Source organism: Marivita sp. S2033 (genome assembly GCF_046592965.1).
Taxonomy (GTDB): Bacteria; Pseudomonadota; Alphaproteobacteria; order Rhodobacterales; family Rhodobacteraceae; genus Marivita.
In genome coordinates, this window is sequence record NZ_JBISBV010000015.1 from 17,040 (window position 1) to 36,963 (window position 19,924).

Genomic DNA, 19,924 nt, shown 5'->3' on the forward strand with positions numbered 1-19,924 from the left:
CTGCGGCGGTCTCACGATCCATGATGGTCAGGCTGCAAGCGCGAGCGGCAGTACGGGTCCTACCGGAACGATGCCGGTCGGGTTCAGCGCCTTGATCGAGTAGTAGCCGCGTTTGATGTGATCGATGCTGACGGTCTCGCGCACGTCGGGCAGCGCGAGGATCCGCGTCTGGTAGGCGCTCAGCGCCGGATAATCGGCGATCCGGCGCAGGTTGCACTTGAAGAGGCCGTGATAGGCGACGTCGAAGCGCACCAGCGTCACGAACAGCCGAACGTCGGCCTCAGTGAACCGGTCCCCCAACAGGAAGTCGCGGCCGTCGCCGAGGCGCCCCTCGAGGTCGTCGAGCATGGCGAAGACATCGTGAAACGCTTCCTCGTAGGCTCCTTGCGTGGTGGCGAAGCCCGCGCGGTAGACGCCGTTGTTGAGCGCCGGGTAGATGCGGGTGTTGAGCGCGTCGATCTCCTCGCGGAGGTCGGCCGGATACAAGTCGAATGTGTTGTCCGCCAGATCGCCGAAGCCGGAATTCAGCATCCGCAGGATGTCAGCCGACTCGTTGTTGACGATGGTGCCGCGGGTCTTGTCCCACAGCACAGGCACCGTCGCCCGCCCCGAGATGGCGGGATCGGCCCGGGTGTAGATCTCGTGCAGGAAGCTCGCGCCATTCACCGTATCGAGGTCGGCTCCGGCCGCATCTCCGAAGCGCCAGCCCTGATCGGAGAGTTCAGGCTCGACGATGGAAACCGAGATCGCGTCCTCGAGCCCCTTCAGCTTGCGCCCGATCAGCGTGCGCGACGCCCAAGGGCAGATCAGCGCGACATAAAGATGGTAGCGACCGGGCTCGGCCTTGAAGCCGCCTTCGCCGGTGGGCCCGGCGCTGCCGTCGGGCGTCACCCAGTTGCGGAAGCTCGAGGACTGGCGGACGAAACCGCCCTTTTCGTCCTTGGCCTGGACGGGCTGCCAGTCGGCCACCCATTTTCCGTTCATCAGCATGGTCGTCTCCTCAATTCTTCAATGTGATGGCGGTGCCCCAGGGGTCGTGCAGGGTCAGGTCGCCGGTGTTCGTGGTGCTTTTGATGCCGGCGCTGTCGGCGCGGGCAGCGATGGCCGCGAGGTCGGCGGCATCGCGGACAATGACCTCGACGCCATCGAGACCTGCCATCCGCTTCGGACGTTTTCCGGCGTGGCGGCTGTTCCAGACGTTGCCGGCGAGCTGGTGGTGGTAACCGCCGCTGCCGTAGAAGCTGGCGCCCGGATAGCGCGCGGCGATGTCGAGGCCGAGGATGTCGCGGTAGAAGCGGTCGGCTTCTACGGTGTCACCTACCTGCAGGTGGACGTGGCCGACGCTGCCCTCCTCGGGAAAGCCCGACCATGCGGTTCCCTCGGCGCTCTGCAAAAGGTCCTGCAGGTCGAGCGGATCGGTGCTCATCCGGATCTCGCCTTTCGCGTCATGCCAGCGGTCGACGGGCCAGTCGGCGTAGACCTCGATGCCGTTGCCCTCGGGATCGGCGAGATAGAGCGCCTCGCTGACGATGTGATCCGACGCGCCCTGAAGCGGCACGCGCGCCGCAGCGACGTGGGCGAACCAGCGGGCTAGGTCGGATCGGGTCGGCATCAGGAAAGCAGTGTGAAAGAGCCCGGCCTGTCGCGGATCGAGCGGGGCCAGATCCGGATCGCCCACCAGCTCCAGAAGCGGCGTGCCGCCGGTGCCGAGCGTGATGCGATGGCCGTGGCTCTCGATCGGGCGGAGTCCGAGCATCGTCCGGTAGAAGGTGGAGACCGCATCGAGGTCACGCACCTTGAGCCGGACCGCCCCGATGCGCAGCGGCGCAGTAGTCATGTCGAAGTATTCGGTGGAGGTGGTCATGGCGGATCTCCTCGGGAAAGGGTGCGGCCGCGGGAGGTTCCCCGCAGCCCGCAAGGAAGCTCAGGCGCGGCTGCGCTTCAGCGCGAAGGCGCCGTCGCCAAGCAGGGCCTGGACGACCAGCGTCACCGCCCAGAATGCCGGGAACTCCCAGCCGCCACCTTCGTTCGAGAAGAAGAAGCCGGCCGCACCGTGCGGCACGTAGATCGAACCGAGCAGGATCGGCACGAGCGCCAGGGAGACCCAGCGGCTGTAGACGCCGAGGATCAGGGCGATGCCGCCGAACAGCTCGGCCGCGATGACGAGATAAGCGAGCGGCCCGGGCAGCCCGAGACTTGCGAAATAACCGACCGTACCGGCCGGGGTGAAGATGAAGAGCTTCAGCCCGGCATGGGCGAGAAACAGCACGCCCATCGAGACGCGCAGGATCGTCGCGGCGAGATCGGCGTTGGCGACGCCGTCGATCAGCGACGGGCGGGCGGATGTGGAAGCGGTGGCGTAGGTCATTTTGATTCTCCTCGAAGGGGGCGCCTTGGCGCGTTGTCTGTGGGGAGAAGATGACCTTGTTTGAGATGAATGATAATCCGGCCAAAGGGAAGATGATTGCTGCCGGAATGGAAGAAACGCATCGGGGCGCCGAAATGGCCTGGGCCGCCGGCCCTAGGGGTAGAACACGCCGCCGAGCGCCCGGCGCGGCTTGGTGTTGGTCTCCGGCAACGGGATGAAGTCCACCTCGTCACCGGGCACAGTGTCGAACCGGCCGCGGCGCCATTCCTCTTGTGCCTGCTCGATCCGCTCCTTGCGTGACGAGACAAAATTCCACCAGATCCAGCGCGGGCCCTCCATCGGTTCGCCGCCGAACAGCATGACTCGGGCGGCCGTCACAGCGCGGACGATGATCTGGTCCCCCGGCCGCAGCACCAGAAGTTGGGCTGGCGCGAAGCTTTGTCCCACCACCTCGATCTCGCCCGAGATGGTGTAAAGCGCGCGCTCGGCGGCCGAGGGTTCGGCGACGAAGCTGGCGCCGGGAGCGAGCTGGACATCGGCGTAAAGCGTCTCTGATGCTGTCGCGAGCGGCGACCGAGCTCCGAAGGCCTGCCCGGCGATAAGCCGCGCCGTCATGCCTCTCTCTTCGATCACCGGCAGGGCCTCTGCACCGTGATGGACAAATCCCGGGTCGCTTTCCTCCTGCGCCTCTGGCAGCGCCACCCAGGTCTGGATGCCGAAGAGGCGCTGTCCGGTGCGCCGGCGCTCGTCGTTTGTTCGTTCCGAATGAACGATGCCGCGCCCCGCCTTCATCCAGTTCACCGCCCCAGGTTCGATGGCGAGATCCGTGCCAAGGCTGTCGCGGTGCCGGATCTGGCCCTCGAAGAGATAGGTGACGGTCGCCAGGTTGATGTGCGGATGCGGGCGCACGTCGATGCCCTGGTCGGTCAGGAACTCGGCCGGCCCCATCTGGTCGAAGAAGATGAAGGGACCCACCATCTGCCGCTTGGTCGACGGCAGCGCGCGGCGCACCTCCATCTCGCCGAGGTCGACCGCGCGGGGGATAATCAGCATCTCGATGGCATCGACCGTGGTCGGCACGCCGAGGGTGGGATCGGGGCAAGGGCTCCAGCTCATCATTTGTCTCCTGTTCAGCGTTTCAGCACGCCCTGCCAGTCTGGGTGGCGCGAAAACTGCGCCTTCGCGAACGGACAGAGCGGTACGATGGACCGGCCTTCGGCCCGGGCGTCCTCGACGGCACGGCGGACGAGCGCCTGCCCCACCGAGCGGCCGCGCATCGCATCGGGAACCTCGGTGTGGTCGATGATGATCATCGTCTCGCCAGCCCGCAAATAAGTCATCTCGGCGGTCGCGCCGGCGAGATGGACGAGATAGCGCCCCTTGCTCTCGCTTTCCTCGCGCTCGATCTGCAGTTCATCCGGAACGGGTCTGGTCATGAAGTCTCTCCTTGTCGGAATGCGGGCTCCGTAGGCTTATAAGGGTCGAGGTCGCCGCGGGATGCCGGTCGCGCAGTCGAGGCGCCGCCGATCCCAACCGCCGAGATCGGCGGCGGCCCGATAGGTGCTCCCGAGGAAGGCCATCAAGGCGGCATCGGGATCGGAGGAGTGGCGCACCGTGTCGTAGGGCAACACGAACTCGCCGAGCGTCGTATCGAAAGAGGCCGCCTTCGGCTCCACTGCCGCATCGGCGAAGCCCGGCGGCGCCGGATAGGCGTAAGAATAGAACGCAGGGAAATCGACGCCGCCGCCGCCCGGCCAAAATCCGGCCGAGGATACTTCGTGGCTATAGGCCTCGCAGGTGACGTCATCGGGCAGTCCCGGCACCCCACCCGGATGCAGCGGTGCCGATCTTCCGGAGAAGCGGGTCACGGCCATATCGAAGCTGCCCCAGAACAGATGGACGGGGCTGACCTTGCCAAGGAAGGAGGTGCGAAAGCGGTTCAGAACACGATCGACACACACGCAGGCCCGGAAGAAGCGCGTCACGGCGTCCGCATCGTAGGGCCGCTCGGCCCGGTCCTCGACAAACGGGATCGGGTCGGGAACTTCGTTCGGGATGCCGTGGAACTCGGCCGTGGCGCCAATCTTGCGCAGGAGGTCGACGAAACGCTCGTGAAAGGCGGCGACCGACATCGGGCCAAGATCGAAGCGCGCCGTCCTCCCGTCCGTGCAGGAGCCGATCACCGCTTGGTCGAGGAGGTCGAGCACGATTTCCACGCCGCCGGGGCGGTCTGGCACGAGCGAGGTCGTGAAGCCGCGCGCATTGACGTAGATCGTCGCATGCCAGGAATGGTTCACCCAGGGCGAGCGGGCGAGCCGGTACTTGCCGACGATCTGGGTGTAGAGGTGCAGCGCGGAGCAGGTCTCGCGCCACGGTCGGTAGGGAATATCGGGCCAAAAAGCAGTCATGTTCGCCCCTTCGTGAATGAAGCGGTCGATGGCGCATGCGGCGCAGACTGCCACAACTCCGACATTACAGGCTTGGCGCTTCCGAAGATAGCCTTGCGACGAGAGGCCCCGACCGTTGCCGGAGCCTCCGCGAGGTTGGTCGCGGCTCAGGCGGCCAGCGCGTCCACCTGCGCTTCGCCCCGCCCGATCGCTTCCTCTGCCCCGAAGGCCATTGCATCTGCGGCTACGAACTCGACATCGGCGATGCCGAAGAACCCGAGTATGTGGCGCAGATAGCCCGAGGCGAAGTCGATCTCGGAGCCGAGCTTCGTACCGTCCGACGTATAGGCGACAATCGCCCGCTTGCCGGGCAAGAGGCCTTCGGGTCCGGCCTCGGTGTAGCGGAAGGTCTCGCCCTTGCGCGCCAGCTGGTCGATCCAGGCCTTGAGTTGCGCGGGCAGCCCGAAGTTGTACACCGGCAGCGCGATGACAAGGACGTCCGCCGCCTTCACCTCGTCGAGCAGCGCGTCGGCATAGGCCGCCGTCGCCTGCTGGCTCTCGGTCCGCGCCTCGGTTGGTGTATAGACCGCACCGAGCCATTGGCCATCGACGGGACGGATGCCGGCCGCGAGGTCGCGCGTGACTGTGACGGCGTCCGGGTTGGCCGCGACAAGGCGGGCGACGATGCGGTCCGTCAGCCGCCGGGAGACGGCGGCGTCGCCCTTGATCGAGGATTCGACGCGAAGGATATTGGTCATGGTTTCAGACTTTCTCATGGAGGGGAGTGACAGTTCGACGGGTCAGGCGGCGCGCTGCCAGGTCGGCGCGATGTCGGTGCCGTGGCCGAGGCCATAGCCGAGCGTGATGTTCAGCGCGGCCACGGGCTCGAGGTAGCGGGCGGTGGCAAGCGCCCCGGTCTCGAGCGTCTCGAAGCCGGCGCCCCGCGCCAGTTCGGCGACTGCGGCGCGGGCGGCCTCATCGTCTCCGGCGACGAAGACCGTTGCAGGACGTCCGGCGGCCTGACCGCCGTTCTGGAGGACCTGCGCGAAGATCGTGTTGAACGCCTTCACGACTTTTGCCTGAGGCGCGCGCTTCTGGATTTCTTCGGCGGCGCTCGTCGTGTGACCGATGCTGAGGCCGGAGAAGTCCGCCTTCATCGGGTTGGTGATGTCGACGACGATCTTGCCTGCGAAACCGCCGGCCGCCTCGATTATGTCGCCCGCAGCATCAAAGGGCACCGCCAGGAAGACGACGTCCGCCGATTGCGCGGCCGCGGCGATGGGTGCTGAGGATACGCCGTTGCCCACCTCTCGGGCGGCTGCGTCGGCCTTGGTTTCGTCGCGGCTGGCGAGAGTGACGGGATGGCCGGCGCTCGCGAAGCGGGCCGCGAGACCCTTCGCCATGTTGCCGGCGCCAATGATCGAGATGCTCATGTTCGTTCTCCTTCTGACATCCGGCGTTCGGCTGAACGCCAGTTCGTTCGTCATGCAGAGAACATAGACCCTACTCTGGCAGACAATAATCCGGCCGCCGGGAAGATGATTGCTTCTCAATTGGATGGAATTGTCACCAGTCTTGCTCCCAGTGCGGTGTCTGTCTGTAGCGTTCGACCAGGAAGTCGACGAGCAGGCGCACTTTCGCGGCAAGGTGCCGGTTATGTGGGTAGAGCACGTGAACGTCGTAAGGCTCCGTCTCGTAGGACGACAGAAGTCGCGCCACCCCGCCGGACCGCAGCGCGTCCCCCGCCACGAAAGCAGGGACGCAGGCAAGCCCCAGTGCCAGGGTCGCGGCCTGAAGACAGGCTTCGGCATTGGAGTAGCGGATGCGGCCTGAGACGTTCACCATCTCCGCGTCGCCCTGCTGCGTCCTGAACGGCCAACGGTTCGGCTCGCGGAAGTTGGTGTCGATTATGCAGGCATGGTGTTCCAGGTCCGAAGGCGCCTCGGGGGCGCCGTGCATCTCGAGGTAGGCGGGCGCGGCCACCACGACGATGCGGACGGCGCAGAGCTTGCGGATGATCAGGCTGGAATCGCTGGGGCGCCCGACACGGATGGCGAGGTCGAAACCCTCGTCGACGACGTTGACGACCCGGTCGGTGAAGGTCACATCAAGTTCGATGTCGGGATAGCGCGCAGCGAATTCGTTGAGCGCGGGTGCCATTTCCAGCGTGCCGAAGGTCAGCGGCGCCGTCAGGCGCAGCCGCCCCCGCGGCGACTGCGAGATGTTGCGGATATCGAGATCCAGCGTTTCGAGTTCATCCACGAGCGGCTTCAGCCGATCGTAGTATGCCCTACCGGCCTCCGTCGGCGAAACGGATCGCGTCGTCCGATTGAGCAGCCGCACGCCAAGTTCACTTTCCAGCCGCGACAACAGCTTGGATGCCTGGCCGGAACTGGTGCCGAGCTTTTCCGCTGCCCCGGTGAAGCTGCCGGCTTCCATGACGGCGAGGAACATGCGATCGCATTCGAGACGGTCCATTTCTTCCCCTCAGACAGCAATTGTCGCTGAACAGCATTCATTTTAGCTGCCTCTGGAAGAAAAGGCCACTGACTGGCGCACGGCGGTTTCATCGCTCCCTGCACGCGCGCGCCTGATCCCGCATCACGCTGTAGTCGGCCAGCATCTCGGCGATAGCGGACCCGTCCAAAAGCATCCCGAGTTCGTCGGCCGCGCGTGCCTGGAGCACCCCGCTATACTCGACGATGGGTGGACAGACAGTCGCGATGGCCGGATTAGAACCGACCGTCGCGCAACCGCTCAGCAAGCTCGTTCCGATCGCGAGGGCGGCGAGCCGCTGCCTCCAGCATCCGGCGTTGGACGTCATTGGCCTTCTCCGTAGTCTCAAGGCGTCCGGCGAGGCGTCCCGCTCGCTCGCCGGAGCGACGCAGGGCCAGCAGGAACAGTAAGATCGCGAGGGCGGTGACGCCGTAGCGCAGCGCCGCTCGCATCCATGGGCTGGCGATAATCCCACCGAGAAAGGTCGAGATCATCGCTGCCCCCGGCGCCAGTCATCAAGGCGCGCGTAGATAGTTACGGCGATGCCGCCGAGAGCCACGCCGATGAACACCCAACGGAGCGTGTCGAGATATGGCACGAGCGGCAGGACGGCAGTCTGGGTCTCGGCCAGGACGCTCTGCGCCACCTCGACACCTGCCGCACCCAGCGTCGCCACTCCGGCCGCTCCGCCACCTTTCATGGTGCGGCTTTCGGCCAGCACTTCGCGCGCAGGCGGCGTGTCCTCGGCGAACGCCGTCGCCCGGATTGGGAAGCGCTCGCCCCATTGGCGGGCGGGGCCAAGATCCACATGGATGAACCCTGAGCGCCGATAGAACCCGAACCCGAGGAAGCCGACAGCGCGCGCCGCTGCCTCGAAGGCCATCGGGTCGTGGTTCGTCATGGCGATGTCGAAGGCCGCGCCGTCGAGATGCTTCGACCGGGTCGCACCGCCAACGGCACGGTTGTGCTCCGGGCTGCGATAGGCGGAGCGGACGATCAGCGGCTTGCCCAGCCGGTCGCGCAGCGCCTGCAGCTTGTCGAGCGCGGGTTCGTTGACGAGTAGCTTGCCGGTTCCCCGGCAGGCAATTTCGGCGGGCGAGAAGTTGGGCCAGCGCCAGGCGCTTTCCGGCACGTCGCGCCAATGGTGGTAAAAGGTCGTGGTCATGATGTCCTCCAGAAACGAGTTACCGAACCCACGTCGGGTCTCGGTGCGTTCGCCGCTCGGGAAGGTCCACTGGCCCCTCCCATCTGCCTTGCAGGCAGATCCCGGCTCACCCCGCCACTTGGGCCGGTGTGCAGATGATCGGAAAGGCGCGTGTCACCTGTCGGGATTGCGTTGAAAGGCTTGCAGCATCAGGTTGCGCATGTCGTGGATGTCAGTCTCAATCCGGGCCAGACGGTCGTGATCGACCTTTCGGTCCTCGTCGCGGCGCTTTTCGATACGGGCGCGCTCGGCTTCGAGTTCTTGTTCCAGTTTGTGCAACAGTGCTTCATTGGTGAAGGCCTTGCGGGTGACGGCGGCGGCCAGCCCTCCGACGAAGGTCAGCCAGACGCCGATGGCCGCGGTGATCCCATGGTTGCGCAAGGCTTCACCAATTTGTTCTGCAAGGGTCGGTTTCAGGGTCATCCGATTTTCACCCCCCATAAGCTGGTGGCGTCGGCCGCAAAATACCCGTCCGCGACCCGGAAATCGCCCTGCAGCTCGACGGTATCGCCTGCACTTAGCCGCACCATAGTCTGCAACCAGAGAGCCGTAGCTTCAGAGACGTGATCGCCGCTGACCTCCCCGAAGGAGCCGCGGATTTCGCTCAAACCGTTCAGCACGAGTCGCGCCCGCATCCGCGCCGTTGTGCTGGAATTGACCTTGTAGAGCAGCGTCGCACCGAAGAGGTAGGTCCCGTCGACGGGTGCGGTGAACAGATTGGTCCCGGCATCAAACGCGCCCTGATCGTTGTATTCAGTGTTGTTCAGCCCGATCTTCGTCCATGTCTCGACGCCAACATAGTTGTCGTAGTTCGTCCAGGCCTTGAAGCGCGGCAGTTGCGGCTGGTCGACGATGCCGTTGGCGTTGTCGACGATCAGCCCGTCGAAGAAGCTGCTGCCGTCGGGCGAGACCGCGAGCCGGAACCTGTCCGAGCCGAAGAGCCCCACCAGCGCCTTGGTCACGAAGCCGGTCTGGAGCGTCAGCCCTAGATCGTCGCCAGCAGCCTCCTTGTTCATCGTATAGAAGAGATCGCCGGTGCCGCCTTCGGCCACGGTTTTTGCCGTCCAGAGCGCGGCGTTGAGCCTGGCGGAGAACGGGTTGGCTGCGTCGGCGGTGGTGCCCACGCCGAGCAGCGCCATGTTCTGCAGCGCGTCCGGGGTTGTGCCAATCCAACCCGCGCCATCGTAGACCAGCAGCAGGTCTTCGTCTTCAATCCATGCGCGCCAGCCGGTGCGGGGTGGTAAGCGCAGCCAGGTGCCATCGGTCCAGAGCGCGACGTTCAGGTCCCAGCCCGCCCAGTCGCCGGTGCCGCCGCTGGCGACGATGTAGCGGTCACCATCTGCGGGCGAACCGGGCGGCACTGTCAGGTCGCGATCAAGGACGGAAAGCTGCACGAGCCCGTCAAGCACCCGCAGCGCCTCGTTGTGGGTGACATGCTTCTGGGCCTGCGCCGCCAGAATGTAGGGCAACAGCAGATGCGTGGTGGCGTCGGACATGGCGGTGCCTCACAGTTGGAGCGTGATGATTTTGGCGGCACCCCGCCCGATCAGGGCAGAGAGCTGGAAGATGCGGATGTCGAGCGTGTCGCCGGGCCCGAGGAGCGCGCCCCAGTCGGTGGTTTGCTGGGCGGCCGTGTAGATCGCGCTGGTCGTGGTGGTGGTCAGCGTGCGCTTGACCGCAGCACCATTGAGGATCTCGACCTCATAGGCTTCGTTCGCAGGGCTTGCCTGGCCCCACTGGGGCCAGGGTCCCTGCTCACCCTCGGCCAGCGGCACCTCAACCGCGCCCCAGCTATCAGCCGAAAGCGCCCGGGAGCGTCGCGTCCAGCGGATCGTCAGATCGCCGGGCGTGCGCGGTTTGCGCCAAGGCTGCTCGATATGGGCGACCGAGAACGGCCGCAGACCCACGCCAACCGGCGTGAAACTGGCAACGATATAGGTCTCGTCGCTGACCGGGCGGCTCGCTGGACCTATGCGCCAGTTCCACGGCAATCCGAGATCGGCCTCGGCGATCGGCATCGATGCCAGCGCGGTGTCCAGCACCACGATCCGAGCGCCTGCCGGAGCCGGATTGCCAATCCCGCCCTCGGTGCCGCGCTGGCCCCGCAGCAAGCGGGTCAGCCGATACCGGCCGGGCGCCAGAAGCTCGGCCGCACCCGCCTGCACGATCTCCCAGATTCCGGGCACGGTTTCCACTGCGATGGCATTCGCGCCACCAAACAGCGTCAGGTCGGTGACGCTCTCCAGCGTGCCGGAGAGCAGATCGACCACCAGCGCATTGCCTAGGTCGAAGCGCGAGGTCGGGCCTGCGTAAAAGTCTGCGACCAGCGTACCGATCCGCGCCCGGCCGCCGAATGTGGTCAGCAGTTCAAAGCCATTGGTCGATGGGCTGCGGAACACCGCCATCTCCCCCGGCCAGGGAACCGCGTGCGCCGCGACCATCGGGCGATGGGCCGATTGGTCCTCGGTCAGCTGCGGCAGATCCATCAATGCCACCGAGGGCGCGCCGAATACGACGGGGCTCAAGAGCGACGACGGACGTGGCGACCCGGGCGGCATTTCGTAGGCCGCACGGTCCTGATGCACCGCCTCTATGCCGCGCGCCTCTGCGTCGGCAATGGAAATGAGCCGCAGGTCCATCTGCCGCCCGTCGTGTTCCAGCATCACGACATCCGCCGGATCCAGTGCCAGCCGCGAGGGCGGTAGACGAAACGCTGCCGTTTCACGGCCTGTCCACGCCTCCATCAACGTTCGGCGACAGCGGCGCTCGGCCTCCTCGGGCGGCACCGCCATGGGAAAACTCTCCGAGGCGATCCGGGTCGTGTCTACGGTGATGCGGCGCGCCTCGACAAGAGCGGCGTCATAATCCTCATCCGCACGCGCCACCTGCCATTTCAGGGCCTGCGGCAATTCTGTCTCCTGGCCGCGCGTCAGTTCCAGCACATCGCCCTCGCGGGCCCCGCTCCCCGCGTTCGGGGCGACCAGATCGTCGTGCGTCACGCTTGCCACGGCCGCCCGGCCGCGCATCACAAAGCGGATCATGCCCTCGGTTTCCACCGCGTCGAACCCGAAGTGGCGCGACAGCGTGGTGATCGAGGCACGCGGGCTTTCCAGCGCGCCGATGGCATAGCCTTCCACCGCGCCCCAGAGGCCGGTGACGTCGATCCGCTCCGCAGGCATGCCAGCGCGCAGACAGAGGTGGCGGACCAGTGCCGCCAAAGACACCGCCCCTAATCGCCCGGTCAGCCAGTGGCCGAGACGCCAATTCGGCCCGTCGGCCCAGACATCGGTCAGTTCAGGAAAGAAGGGATAGGGCCGCGCGTCCCATGTCCAGGCGGCGCATTCCGGCACATGCACCATCCGGTCGCCATAGACAGACGAGGTTGGATTATTGGCCGAAGTGCCCCAGTACAGGTAGGAAGCCTCAAAATAGGCGCGCTGGATCGCATCGTCCCGCCAACCGCGCGAGAAATGCGGCGTGACACTCTCGGACGACTTCGGGTCGATGAACACGTTCGGCTGATTTGTGCCACGGTCGATGGCCGGGCAGCCAAGCTCGGTGAACCAGATCGGCTTCGACTGCGGCACCCATGCTGTCGGTATGCTACTCTCTACGCCACCCGGCCTGTCGAAATGTGGCTCGGACCACCAGCTTCGCGGATCCTTGGTGCGGAAAACCCACGGTTTGCTCGCGGACCCATCGGTGATCAGGGTGCGGGCCTGTGCCGCGCGGTCGGCGGTGCTGGCGTAGAACCAGTCGAAACCCTCGCCGCCTGCGATATTTGCCTGCAGATAGCCCCGGTCGTAAATCGCCGGGGCCAGCGCCGCATCTGCATGCTCGAACCCGTCGCGCCAATCCGAGAGCGGCATGTAATTGTCGATGCCGATGAAATCGATCTCCGGATCGGCCCAGAGCGGATCGAGGTGGAAGAATACGTCGTTGCTGCCGTCCGCAGGATGGTGCCCGAAATACTCCGACCAGTCGGCCGCATAGCTGATCTTCGTCGAAGGCCCGAGGATCGACCGCACATCCGCCGCCAGGTCGCGCAACGCCTGCACCGCCGGATAAGTGCTGGAGCCGGAACGGATTGTCGTGAGCCCACGCATCTCCGAGCCGATCAGGAAGGCGTCCACACCTCCTGCCGCTTTGCAGAGATGCGCGTAGTGCAGCACCATGCGGCGCAAGCCCCAGTCGCCGGATGGCCCGGTCCACGAAACTGCCTGCCCGGTAACCGCATAGTTCGCTGGAGTCGCCGCGCCGAACAGCGCTGAAACCTGCGCAGCCGCCGCAGCGGTCTTGTCGACCGTCCCCGCGAAGCCCGCCGCCGGAGAACAGCTGATCCGTCCCCGCCATGGAAAGGCGGGCTGGCCCGTCCCGGCCGCGTTGTCGGAATACGGGTTGGGCAGAGTGTTGCCGTACGGAACATCCATCAGGATGAAAGGATAGAAGGTGACGCGCAGTCCGCGGGCCCTCATCTCCTGGATCGCCTGCACCACCGCGAAGTCGGACGGCGTGCCGCCATAGACCGGGCGGTCCTGGTCGTCGCGGCTGACGAGGAAGGCGCTGGCGCGGCTCACGCCGTTCACCGACCAACTGGCGGGCGTGGTCGACTTGGCCGAGACCTCGACGCCCGGCCGGACCTTGCATGATCCCGCGCGCAGATCGTCGCCGAACCACGCCACCACGAGGCTGACGCTTTCGACCGCAGGCGCCATCGCCTGCAGCCGGTCCAGCGCCTCCACCATGTCGGTGGAGTCGGCCAGAGCGTTCAGGTTCTCCGGCACCGTCGCGCCGCCATCGGTCTTGCGGATGGCCTGCGTCGCGTAGGTGAACTCGCCGGAGGCCGGGATCATGGTGACGGCGCGGGTAAGACCCTCGGCGCTGTCGGGATCGGCCAGAGGACGGAACACCTCAAAACTAATCTGCGGGATGCGGTTGCCGTAGCTCCCCAAGGGCAGATCCTCGAAGACGACATAGGCGGTGCCACGATAGGCAGGTGTGTTTGCCGCACCCATCTTGGCCGAAATGAACGGATCGGCTGTCTGGCTGTCGTCACCCGGATACCAGCGCCATCTGATCCCAGCCGTATCCAGCGGCTTGCCGTCGGCCCAGATGCGTCCGATACCAGTGATCGGCCCCTCGCAAAGCGCCACGGCAAAGCTCGCATAGTACAGGTATTCGGTCGTCTTGACCGTGCCGCCCCCGCCACCGCCCTTGCCGCCACCCTGCGTGGTGGTCTTGGTCTCCTCGCGGAAATCGGTCGCCCAGATGATGTTGCCGCCCATCCGCATCCGGCCATAGAGCCGCGGGATGACCGCGCCCTCGGTGGCCGAGGTTATGCGCAGCGTGTCGAGCCGCGCGCCCTCGATCCGCTGGGTCGGCGCCAATGATGAGATGATCCAGCTGTCCACGACCGAGCCGATGGTGGAGCCGATGAAGCCGCCGATGGTGGCGGCGCTCACGCCGAGGATCGCGCCGCCGATCGAGCCGCCAAAGGCGGCGCCAGCGGCACCGAGGACAAGCGTTGCCATGCGTGGATCTCAGCGTTGCGGAAACAGGAAGGCGAAGGCGATGCGCCGCCGCCAGGATGGAGTGAGCGGTTCCTCGATCACGCCGAGCCGCTCGTAGGCATGCAGGAAGGAGCCGGGCCCGGTCAGGATCCCGACATGCTTGGCGATGGCGCGGGGCCTCATGCGGAAGAGGACCAGCGCGCCCGGCCCGGCCTCAGTAGGCGGCACCTCGATCATCATCCGGCGTGCGCCGTCCGCCAGGACTTCGCGCGGGCCGGTCTCGCCCCAATCCCGGCTATACGGCGGGATCGGGAACGGCTCGGGGCCGACGACCTCGCGCCAGACGCCGCGCGCCAGCCCGAGGCAGTCGCAGCCGACGCCGCGCAGGCTGGCCTGGTCGTGATAGGGCGTGCCGAGCCAGGAGCGTGCGACGGAGATGACGCGCGTCGGGTCGGCCGATGCGAGGGGTTGCGTCACAGCACGCCCCCCTCGTGGCCGCCGTCCTTCGTGGCGTAGCGGAGGACGGCATCCTGTCCGGGGATGTGCGGGAAGCCCCGGAAGTTGGCGGTATTGGCGAACTTCGTGCCGCAGGTCTCCATGCGTTTGTCGCAGCCCGCGCGGACGATGAAGGCGTCCCGTTCGGCAATGGACCGCACCGGAGCTTCGAGCAGCGTCAGCAGGGCAATGCCGTCGGTGACGTCATGGCCCAGAACCTCAGCCCGACGCCCCGCATTTGCGCCACCGGTCCACTCGACCGTGCCGAAGGTGAACCAGCCGGAAGTGAAACCACCGAGGCCCGAGGCGGTGAAGGCGCGGTCACGCAGGAGATCGAGTACCGTGCCGTTGCCCTTGAATGCCGGATCCACGAGGTCGACCCCACAGCGCGCATCGCCCAGCGCAGCGTCGCAGGTCGCCTGAAACGTCCGCCCCACCGTCTGGCCGAGAACATGCGCCAGCGAGCGGACCTCGGCCACGAACGCCAACCGCCCGCGCCGGATCTGACCGATGGCGCCGCGCCGCATCAGCACCCGTTGTGCGGTGTCGGCCCAGTTCACCCGCCAGACCTCGACCTCGGCGTTGTCCCAGCGCCCGTCGAGAATATCGGTCTCGGCGATCCGGTCCGAGGTCAGCACACCCTCTGCGTCCTGCGCGTCGACCGACAGGTCTGAGCCCGAGCGGATTTCGGATGCCGTCAGCCCGCTCTCGGGCTCGAAGTCCGTGCCGTCGAAGCCGAGCGTCCGGTCATGATCGGTGAATCCGAAGCTCACGCCGTCTGCGCGGGTAATCCGCCAGCACCAGGAGAGCGTCGTCGTGCCCTCGTCGAGATGGGCCTGCAGATCGGGGTTCATATTTTTCATCGGCGCAGTTCCAGTAATGGAATGGAGGTGATCGAGCCCAGTCGCTCAATGTCGTGCGTCACATCGAGCGCGTCGCTGTCGAAGCGGACCGGCACGTCGAATTCGAAGCCTGCCGTGATCGCGACGCCAGCGCCGGGCGCGGAGTTAAAGGTGACGAGGCCAGTGGTCGTATCGACCGACCAGCCCGACATCTGTTCAACCTCGCCGAACGCGATGCGCACAGTTCCCACCACTGGCTTGGCGATGGCGCGCGCCCAGGATTGCGCGCCTGAGGCGTAGCGCTTCGCCAGTTGGAAAGTTGTTGTCACGCCATCGCCAGTGCCAATCGCTTGGTCGATCGACGTTGGCGTGCCCGAGGGCAGACAGGACTTGTGGTCGCCCCAATCCTTGAAACGGAAGCCATGCAGTCGACCGTTGCGCGCCTCGAAGAAGGCAACGACCGCCGCCAGATCATCAGCGCGGCGAATGCCATAGGCGACGTCGTAACGACGGCGCGAGTTGGCCCAGCTGGCGTTGCGCTCCTCATCGCCGCTGGCCAGTTCGACAATCTGGGTGCGCCGTTCCGGCCCGCCGCGTGCGCCCCGGCTGATATTGTCGGGGAACCGGACCTCGTGAAACGCCATCACATGCCCCTCCGCCCGAGCGACACGGCGCGGGCAATATCGGCGGCGACCTGCGTGCGGGATTGCCGGAAGCTCTCAGCGTCACGAGCCATAATGGTGACGTTGACATTGCCGCCTGTGCCGTAGGACTGCGCCTCGCGGCGCGAGAGCACCCGCTCGCCGCGCTGCAGGATTGCCGGAACCTCGTCATGCCGCAAACCGGCGACACCGCCGGAATGCATCCGGGGCGCTGCCGCGAAGGCCATGGCAGGCACCATCCGTGATGGTCCGGTCGCTCCGACCAATCCGCCCGCATGCAGGATGTTGGCGAAAATCCCGCCCGCACCACCAACGCCCCCAAGCACCCCACCGAGCGCGTTGGCGATTGGTCCGAGGATGAACTTGCGCGCGCCGAGCTTTGCCAGATCGGCAATCAGTGAGGTGACCAGATCGCCAAACTTCAGCTTGCCGGTCTTCACGAACTCGCCGACCGCATTCTCCGCCGACTGGAAGGCGCTGACGAGGCTCTGGCCAATATCCCCGCCGATATCGCGGGCCTTGCTGGCATAGTCCGACAGCGCGGTGGTGACCGCCTGCCAGCCAGAGACGGCCACTTCGGTATCGGGTTTGGCCGCAGCGGCGGCAGCCCCGGCCGCCGCACCGGCATCCGTCGCCGCCCGCCCGGCATCCCCGAGCGTCGCCTCAAATCGCTCGGCCGCGGCGGTGGCTTCATCCAGCGCGTCGCTGCCGGTCTCATCGCCGCCCGACATAGCGTCGCCCAGTGCCTGCAAAGCCGGGCCGACCCCGTCAAATGCCCCGGCGCGGGTTGCCGCCGCACGCTCGCGGTAGCTATCGGCCCTGTGCCCGGCGTTACTGGCGGCGTGCTCCAGCATCGAAGCATAGGACATGGCCCCAAACCAATCGATCCGGCTGTCGACACCGATCTCCTCGGCCACGGCATTGAAGGTCGGGCCGATCCGAGCCAAAAACTCTGCCCATTTGGTCGACAGGAACGCCATCAGCCGGGTCCAGATGCGCTCGATATCCGCGCCCAGTGCCCGAAAATCATCGGCGAACGACCCGGCCGTGGCCTTGATCCCATCCCAGACCGCCTTGGCGACATCGCCCATCAGCCCCATTGCCGCGCCAAAGCCACCGGCACCAGCAACGAGCTTCGTGAACTGATAGACCAACTCGCCTGCGCCCACGATCAGCGCACCGATGCCGGTGCCCGGCGCCACCTGCGCGAAACCGACCTGCCGCGACCAGGCATAGACAGCACTGGTTTCATAGCCGGTATCGATCGCCAGCCGCGCCAATGTCATCGGCTGACCGGACGCATGCTGCCATGTCTGGCCGAGCAGATTGGTCAGCTGCTGCCAGCACACCGGATCGCCAGGCCCGCCCTCCAGGACCAGATGATCGATGAGCCAGCTCTCGAGGCCCCTGCCCCAGGCCCAGACATCGACCTCGATGCGGTCCTTCTGCACATCGGCCCCGGCGGTCAGAAACAATCCGCCCGCGGGAACGGCGCCAGCGGTCCATGTCTCGCGCTGATCCGCCAACCTCTGCCAGTCCGGTGCCTCGCCGCTTTCAACCCATGTCTCGCCGAGGATCGTGTTGCGGAACGCCTTGATCGCCTCGTCCGAGCCTTGCGCCGCGTCCCAGGCCCGCACGATCCGCTCCCAGCTCAGCCAGCCGATCGGCGAATAGAGCGCCGAGAGGTGGTAGCCGACGGTATTGGGATCGGCGGCCGTGGCGGTCGCCCGCCATTCGCCAGCCTCCAGCATCGCCGTCTTGTAATGCTCGGCGATCGGCTGTTCGCAGCCCTCGCAGTGATACTCCGCCGTCTCCGGGCGGCCCTTCTGCCAGCGCAGCCGTTCGAACTTCAGCCACTGTTCCTGGCCACAATGCGGACATGGCACGAAGAACCGCCGCTGATCACTGGCCTCGAACTCGCGCTCGATCCGGCTCAAGCCCCGGATCGTCGGGGTCGAGACCAGGAACACCTTGCGCCGATGGGCGAAGGTCAGTGATCGGGCTTCGGCCAGCGTGACCGGGTCGCCTTCCTCGTCGGCCGAGGCCGGATAAGCATCGACCTCATCGAGGAAGATGTACCGCGCGGGCGTGGAGCGCAGCCCGACCGCCGAGTTTGCGCCGGTCATGATCAGGATGCCGCCCGCGAATTCCTTCGACAGCATCGTGTTGCCCGCATCGCGGGATCGCGCGGGCTTCACCCGCTCCCGCAGCTCGGGGCTCTCGTCGATCAGCGGGTCGATCCGCTGGCGCGAGTTGCGCTTGGCCAGTTCGACGGTCGGCTGGACCGCCAGCATCGGGCCCGGCGCCTGGTGGATGGCGAAGCCGATCCAGTTGTTCCCGGCCTCGGTCGCGCCGACCTGCGCGGCCTTCATGAACACGATCCGCTGTGTCGGATCGCCCGGGGAAAGCCGGTCCATGATCTCGCGCATGTAGGGCGTGCGCACCGTGCGATATCGCCCGGGCTCGGCCGAGGCGCGGCCCGAGAGCATCCGGTGCCGGTCCGCCCATTCCGAGACGGTCAGGTCCGGGTCGGGCCGCAGCCCGTTGCCCCAGGCGCGCAGGATTTCGCCCGCGCCGTCGAAGTCCGTCAGGCCATCGCAGCTCTCACCGGAAGTCGGGCCGGACCTCGGCGAGTTCGTCGAGGTGGGCGCGTACATGTCTCTCCAGCACCTTCTGCATCGCGGCTGGCTCCACGGTGATCTGCTGGCCCGTCGCTTCGCTGCACGAGGCCGACAGATCGGCCGCCATCAGCGCCGCCGCCCGCGCGGGCCAGTTGACCCAGACGTCGCGCTCCTGCCGCGCCAGCCGGAAGACCAGTGAAAGCGCACGCGCCCGGTCGATCAACTCGCCCTTCAGCTTTTGCAGCCGGAGGCGACGTTCTTGCGCCTTCAGCACTTCATTTGCCGTCTTGGCCTGCAGGAAGGTGGTTCCGCTGCCAACGGGCGGTGCCGCTAGACCCTGTTCACGCAGGGTTTCGCCAACGGCGGATACGGCCGCCTCGGGGACGGGTTTGAGTTTCGGCTGCGGCGCTTTCCGGGTCTTCGACGGATCGGTCGCTTCAGCGCGCAGAGCATCGCTGGCCACCGCGTCAATGCTGCCATCGCCGTGCAGAACCAGCCGTCCTGTCGCCTTGGCCTTCTGGATCGCGCCGCGTGAAAGGCCGACGCGGGCGGCATACTGGCGCTCGCTCAGACCCTCCATTGCTTGCTCCGGTTATCATTCAAAATCATGTGCTTATGTAGTTGATAAGCCTCCGCGTCAGAGCGAACGTGTCCGTTGAGACCGATGCAACTCACCGCCGCGCTCAAGCAGCGCAGCGGTAGCGCAAAACCAAGGAGCCGCCACGATGACCCGCCTGAATCCCCAGACAACGCCCCGCCACCAACTTCGCGCCGAGAAGGCTGCGCGGAACAAGGAGGCGGCATTGAACGCCTTCATGGGCAAGAAAGCCGAAATCGACGAGATGCTCGCCCGCTTGGCAAGCCTGAGCGATGACCACTTCAACGCCCACCCCGACGAAGTGAACTGGGGCCATGTCGGCACCCTTGAGCATTACGCCAGCCTCCTGAAGCGCATCACCGACAGCGCCTTCAGCGAGGGTGAGCACGCGGAGTGAACGCCATGGAAACCAGCACCATCCGATTGCCGATCCGCAAGCTGCCCGATCACTTGGACAGAAGCCGCATCGCCACGGTCCTCGACGAAATCGAAGGCGCCCTGCTGGACGACGGCGGCGTTTATGTCCGCGCCCATGCCGACAGCATGACGATCACCATCGAGGTGCCGACCGATCAACTGATTGATGCGGCCGCCTGCCTGAAAGACCTCGGGCTGATCTGACCTCGGGCCCCCGCCCGAACTCCGACCGCGCGCCCTGCGCGGCTTGGGGTCGTAGAAGACCGCGACGGTCGCGGTCCGAACACGGAGACGACCCCATGACCAAGCTTTCCGACACCCAGA

21 protein-coding genes are annotated in these 19,924 nt (G+C 66.2%); 2 read left to right on the forward strand and 19 right to left on the reverse strand.

All coding sequences use genetic code 11. The annotated features are described in order from the left end of the window. Positions 1 to 27: 27 nt before the first annotated feature. From ACGKZZ_RS15975 to ACGKZZ_RS16065, 19 genes are all read right to left on the reverse strand, one after another. Positions 28 to 990, reverse strand: coding sequence for a glutathione S-transferase family protein (locus ACGKZZ_RS15975; protein WP_411224526.1), 963 nt, complete (start codon positions 988 to 990; stop codon positions 28 to 30). A 10-nt stretch (positions 991 to 1,000) separates the two neighbouring features. Continuing rightward, positions 1,001 to 1,864: a VOC family protein gene (locus tag ACGKZZ_RS15980; protein ID WP_411224527.1), complete on the reverse strand. Its 864-nt coding sequence runs from the start codon at positions 1,862 to 1,864 to the stop codon at positions 1,001 to 1,003. A gap of 60 nt (positions 1,865 to 1,924) precedes the next feature. Then, entirely contained in the window at positions 1,925 to 2,368 is a 444-nt protein-coding gene (locus ACGKZZ_RS15985) for a DoxX family protein (protein WP_411224528.1), read from the reverse strand. Positions 2,369 to 2,521: 153 nt separating this feature from the next. Continuing rightward, a complete protein-coding gene (locus ACGKZZ_RS15990) occupies positions 2,522 to 3,484 on the reverse strand; it encodes a pirin family protein (RefSeq protein WP_411224549.1) in 963 nt (320 codons plus the stop codon). A 14-nt stretch (positions 3,485 to 3,498) separates the two neighbouring features. After that, positions 3,499 to 3,804 (reverse strand): GNAT family N-acetyltransferase, encoded by a 306-nt coding sequence (locus ACGKZZ_RS15995; protein ID WP_411224529.1) that lies wholly within the window; start codon positions 3,802 to 3,804, stop codon positions 3,499 to 3,501. A gap of 36 nt (positions 3,805 to 3,840) precedes the next feature. Then, the gene (locus ACGKZZ_RS16000; RefSeq protein WP_411224530.1) at positions 3,841 to 4,776 is read right to left on the reverse strand and encodes a DUF5996 family protein; all 936 of its coding nucleotides are present in this window, start codon (positions 4,774 to 4,776) and stop codon (positions 3,841 to 3,843) included. A gap of 146 nt (positions 4,777 to 4,922) precedes the next feature. After that, positions 4,923 to 5,513, reverse strand: coding sequence for an FMN-dependent NADH-azoreductase (locus ACGKZZ_RS16005; RefSeq protein ID WP_411224531.1), 591 nt, complete (start codon positions 5,511 to 5,513; stop codon positions 4,923 to 4,925). A gap of 42 nt (positions 5,514 to 5,555) precedes the next feature. Further along, complete coding sequence (locus ACGKZZ_RS16010; RefSeq protein ID WP_411224532.1) at positions 5,556 to 6,188, reverse strand: NADPH-dependent F420 reductase; 633 nt, start codon at positions 6,186 to 6,188, stop codon at positions 5,556 to 5,558. Positions 6,189 to 6,321: 133 nt separating this feature from the next. After that, positions 6,322 to 7,233 (reverse strand): LysR substrate-binding domain-containing protein, encoded by a 912-nt coding sequence (locus ACGKZZ_RS16015; RefSeq protein ID WP_411224533.1) that lies wholly within the window; start codon positions 7,231 to 7,233, stop codon positions 6,322 to 6,324. An 88-nt stretch (positions 7,234 to 7,321) separates the two neighbouring features. After that, positions 7,322 to 7,579 (reverse strand): hypothetical protein, encoded by a 258-nt coding sequence (locus tag ACGKZZ_RS16020; protein WP_411224534.1) that lies wholly within the window; start codon positions 7,577 to 7,579, stop codon positions 7,322 to 7,324. A gap of 162 nt (positions 7,580 to 7,741) precedes the next feature. Further along, complete coding sequence (locus ACGKZZ_RS16025; RefSeq protein WP_411224535.1) at positions 7,742 to 8,416, reverse strand: D-Ala-D-Ala carboxypeptidase family metallohydrolase; 675 nt, start codon at positions 8,414 to 8,416, stop codon at positions 7,742 to 7,744. A gap of 153 nt (positions 8,417 to 8,569) precedes the next feature. Then, a complete protein-coding gene (locus ACGKZZ_RS16030) occupies positions 8,570 to 8,878 on the reverse strand; it encodes a hypothetical protein (RefSeq protein WP_411224536.1) in 309 nt (102 codons plus the stop codon). After that, entirely contained in the window at positions 8,875 to 9,951 is a 1,077-nt protein-coding gene (locus ACGKZZ_RS16035) for a DUF2793 domain-containing protein (RefSeq protein ID WP_411224537.1), read from the reverse strand. The genes ACGKZZ_RS16030 and ACGKZZ_RS16035 overlap by 4 nt, the downstream gene beginning before the upstream one ends. Before the next feature lie 9 nt (positions 9,952 to 9,960). Next, positions 9,961 to 13,986 carry a glycoside hydrolase TIM-barrel-like domain-containing protein gene (locus ACGKZZ_RS16040; RefSeq protein ID WP_411224538.1) on the reverse strand — a complete coding sequence of 1,342 codons (4,026 nt, stop codon included), beginning with the start codon at positions 13,984 to 13,986 and terminating at the stop codon, positions 9,961 to 9,963. A 9-nt stretch (positions 13,987 to 13,995) separates the two neighbouring features. Then, a complete protein-coding gene (locus ACGKZZ_RS16045) occupies positions 13,996 to 14,442 on the reverse strand; it encodes an NlpC/P60 family protein (RefSeq protein WP_411224539.1) in 447 nt (148 codons plus the stop codon). Next, positions 14,439 to 15,323: a DUF2163 domain-containing protein gene (locus ACGKZZ_RS16050; protein ID WP_411224540.1), complete on the reverse strand. Its 885-nt coding sequence runs from the start codon at positions 15,321 to 15,323 to the stop codon at positions 14,439 to 14,441. The genes ACGKZZ_RS16045 and ACGKZZ_RS16050 overlap by 4 nt, the downstream gene beginning before the upstream one ends. Further along, positions 15,320 to 15,946 (reverse strand): TIGR02217 family protein, encoded by a 627-nt coding sequence (locus ACGKZZ_RS16055; RefSeq protein WP_411224541.1) that lies wholly within the window; start codon positions 15,944 to 15,946, stop codon positions 15,320 to 15,322. The genes ACGKZZ_RS16050 and ACGKZZ_RS16055 overlap by 4 nt, the downstream gene beginning before the upstream one ends. Further along, positions 15,946 to 18,621 carry a terminase gpA endonuclease subunit gene (locus tag ACGKZZ_RS16060; protein WP_411224542.1) on the reverse strand — a complete coding sequence of 892 codons (2,676 nt, stop codon included), beginning with the start codon at positions 18,619 to 18,621 and terminating at the stop codon, positions 15,946 to 15,948. The genes ACGKZZ_RS16055 and ACGKZZ_RS16060 overlap by 1 nt, the downstream gene beginning before the upstream one ends. Further along, entirely contained in the window at positions 18,569 to 19,165 is a 597-nt protein-coding gene (locus tag ACGKZZ_RS16065; protein ID WP_411224543.1) for a hypothetical protein, read from the reverse strand. The genes ACGKZZ_RS16060 and ACGKZZ_RS16065 overlap by 53 nt, the downstream gene beginning before the upstream one ends. Positions 19,166 to 19,310: 145 nt before the next feature. On the opposite strand from ACGKZZ_RS16065, the gene ACGKZZ_RS16070 reads away from it, so the two are divergent. Together ACGKZZ_RS16070 and ACGKZZ_RS16075 are read left to right on the forward strand one after the other, a co-directional pair. Beyond that, positions 19,311 to 19,580, forward strand: a complete 270-nt coding sequence (locus ACGKZZ_RS16070; RefSeq protein ID WP_411224544.1) for a hypothetical protein — start codon at positions 19,311 to 19,313, stop codon at positions 19,578 to 19,580. A 5-nt stretch (positions 19,581 to 19,585) separates the two neighbouring features. After that, positions 19,586 to 19,804: a hypothetical protein gene (locus ACGKZZ_RS16075; RefSeq protein WP_411224545.1), complete on the forward strand. Its 219-nt coding sequence runs from the start codon at positions 19,586 to 19,588 to the stop codon at positions 19,802 to 19,804. The last annotated feature ends 120 nt before the right edge of the window (positions 19,805 to 19,924 follow it).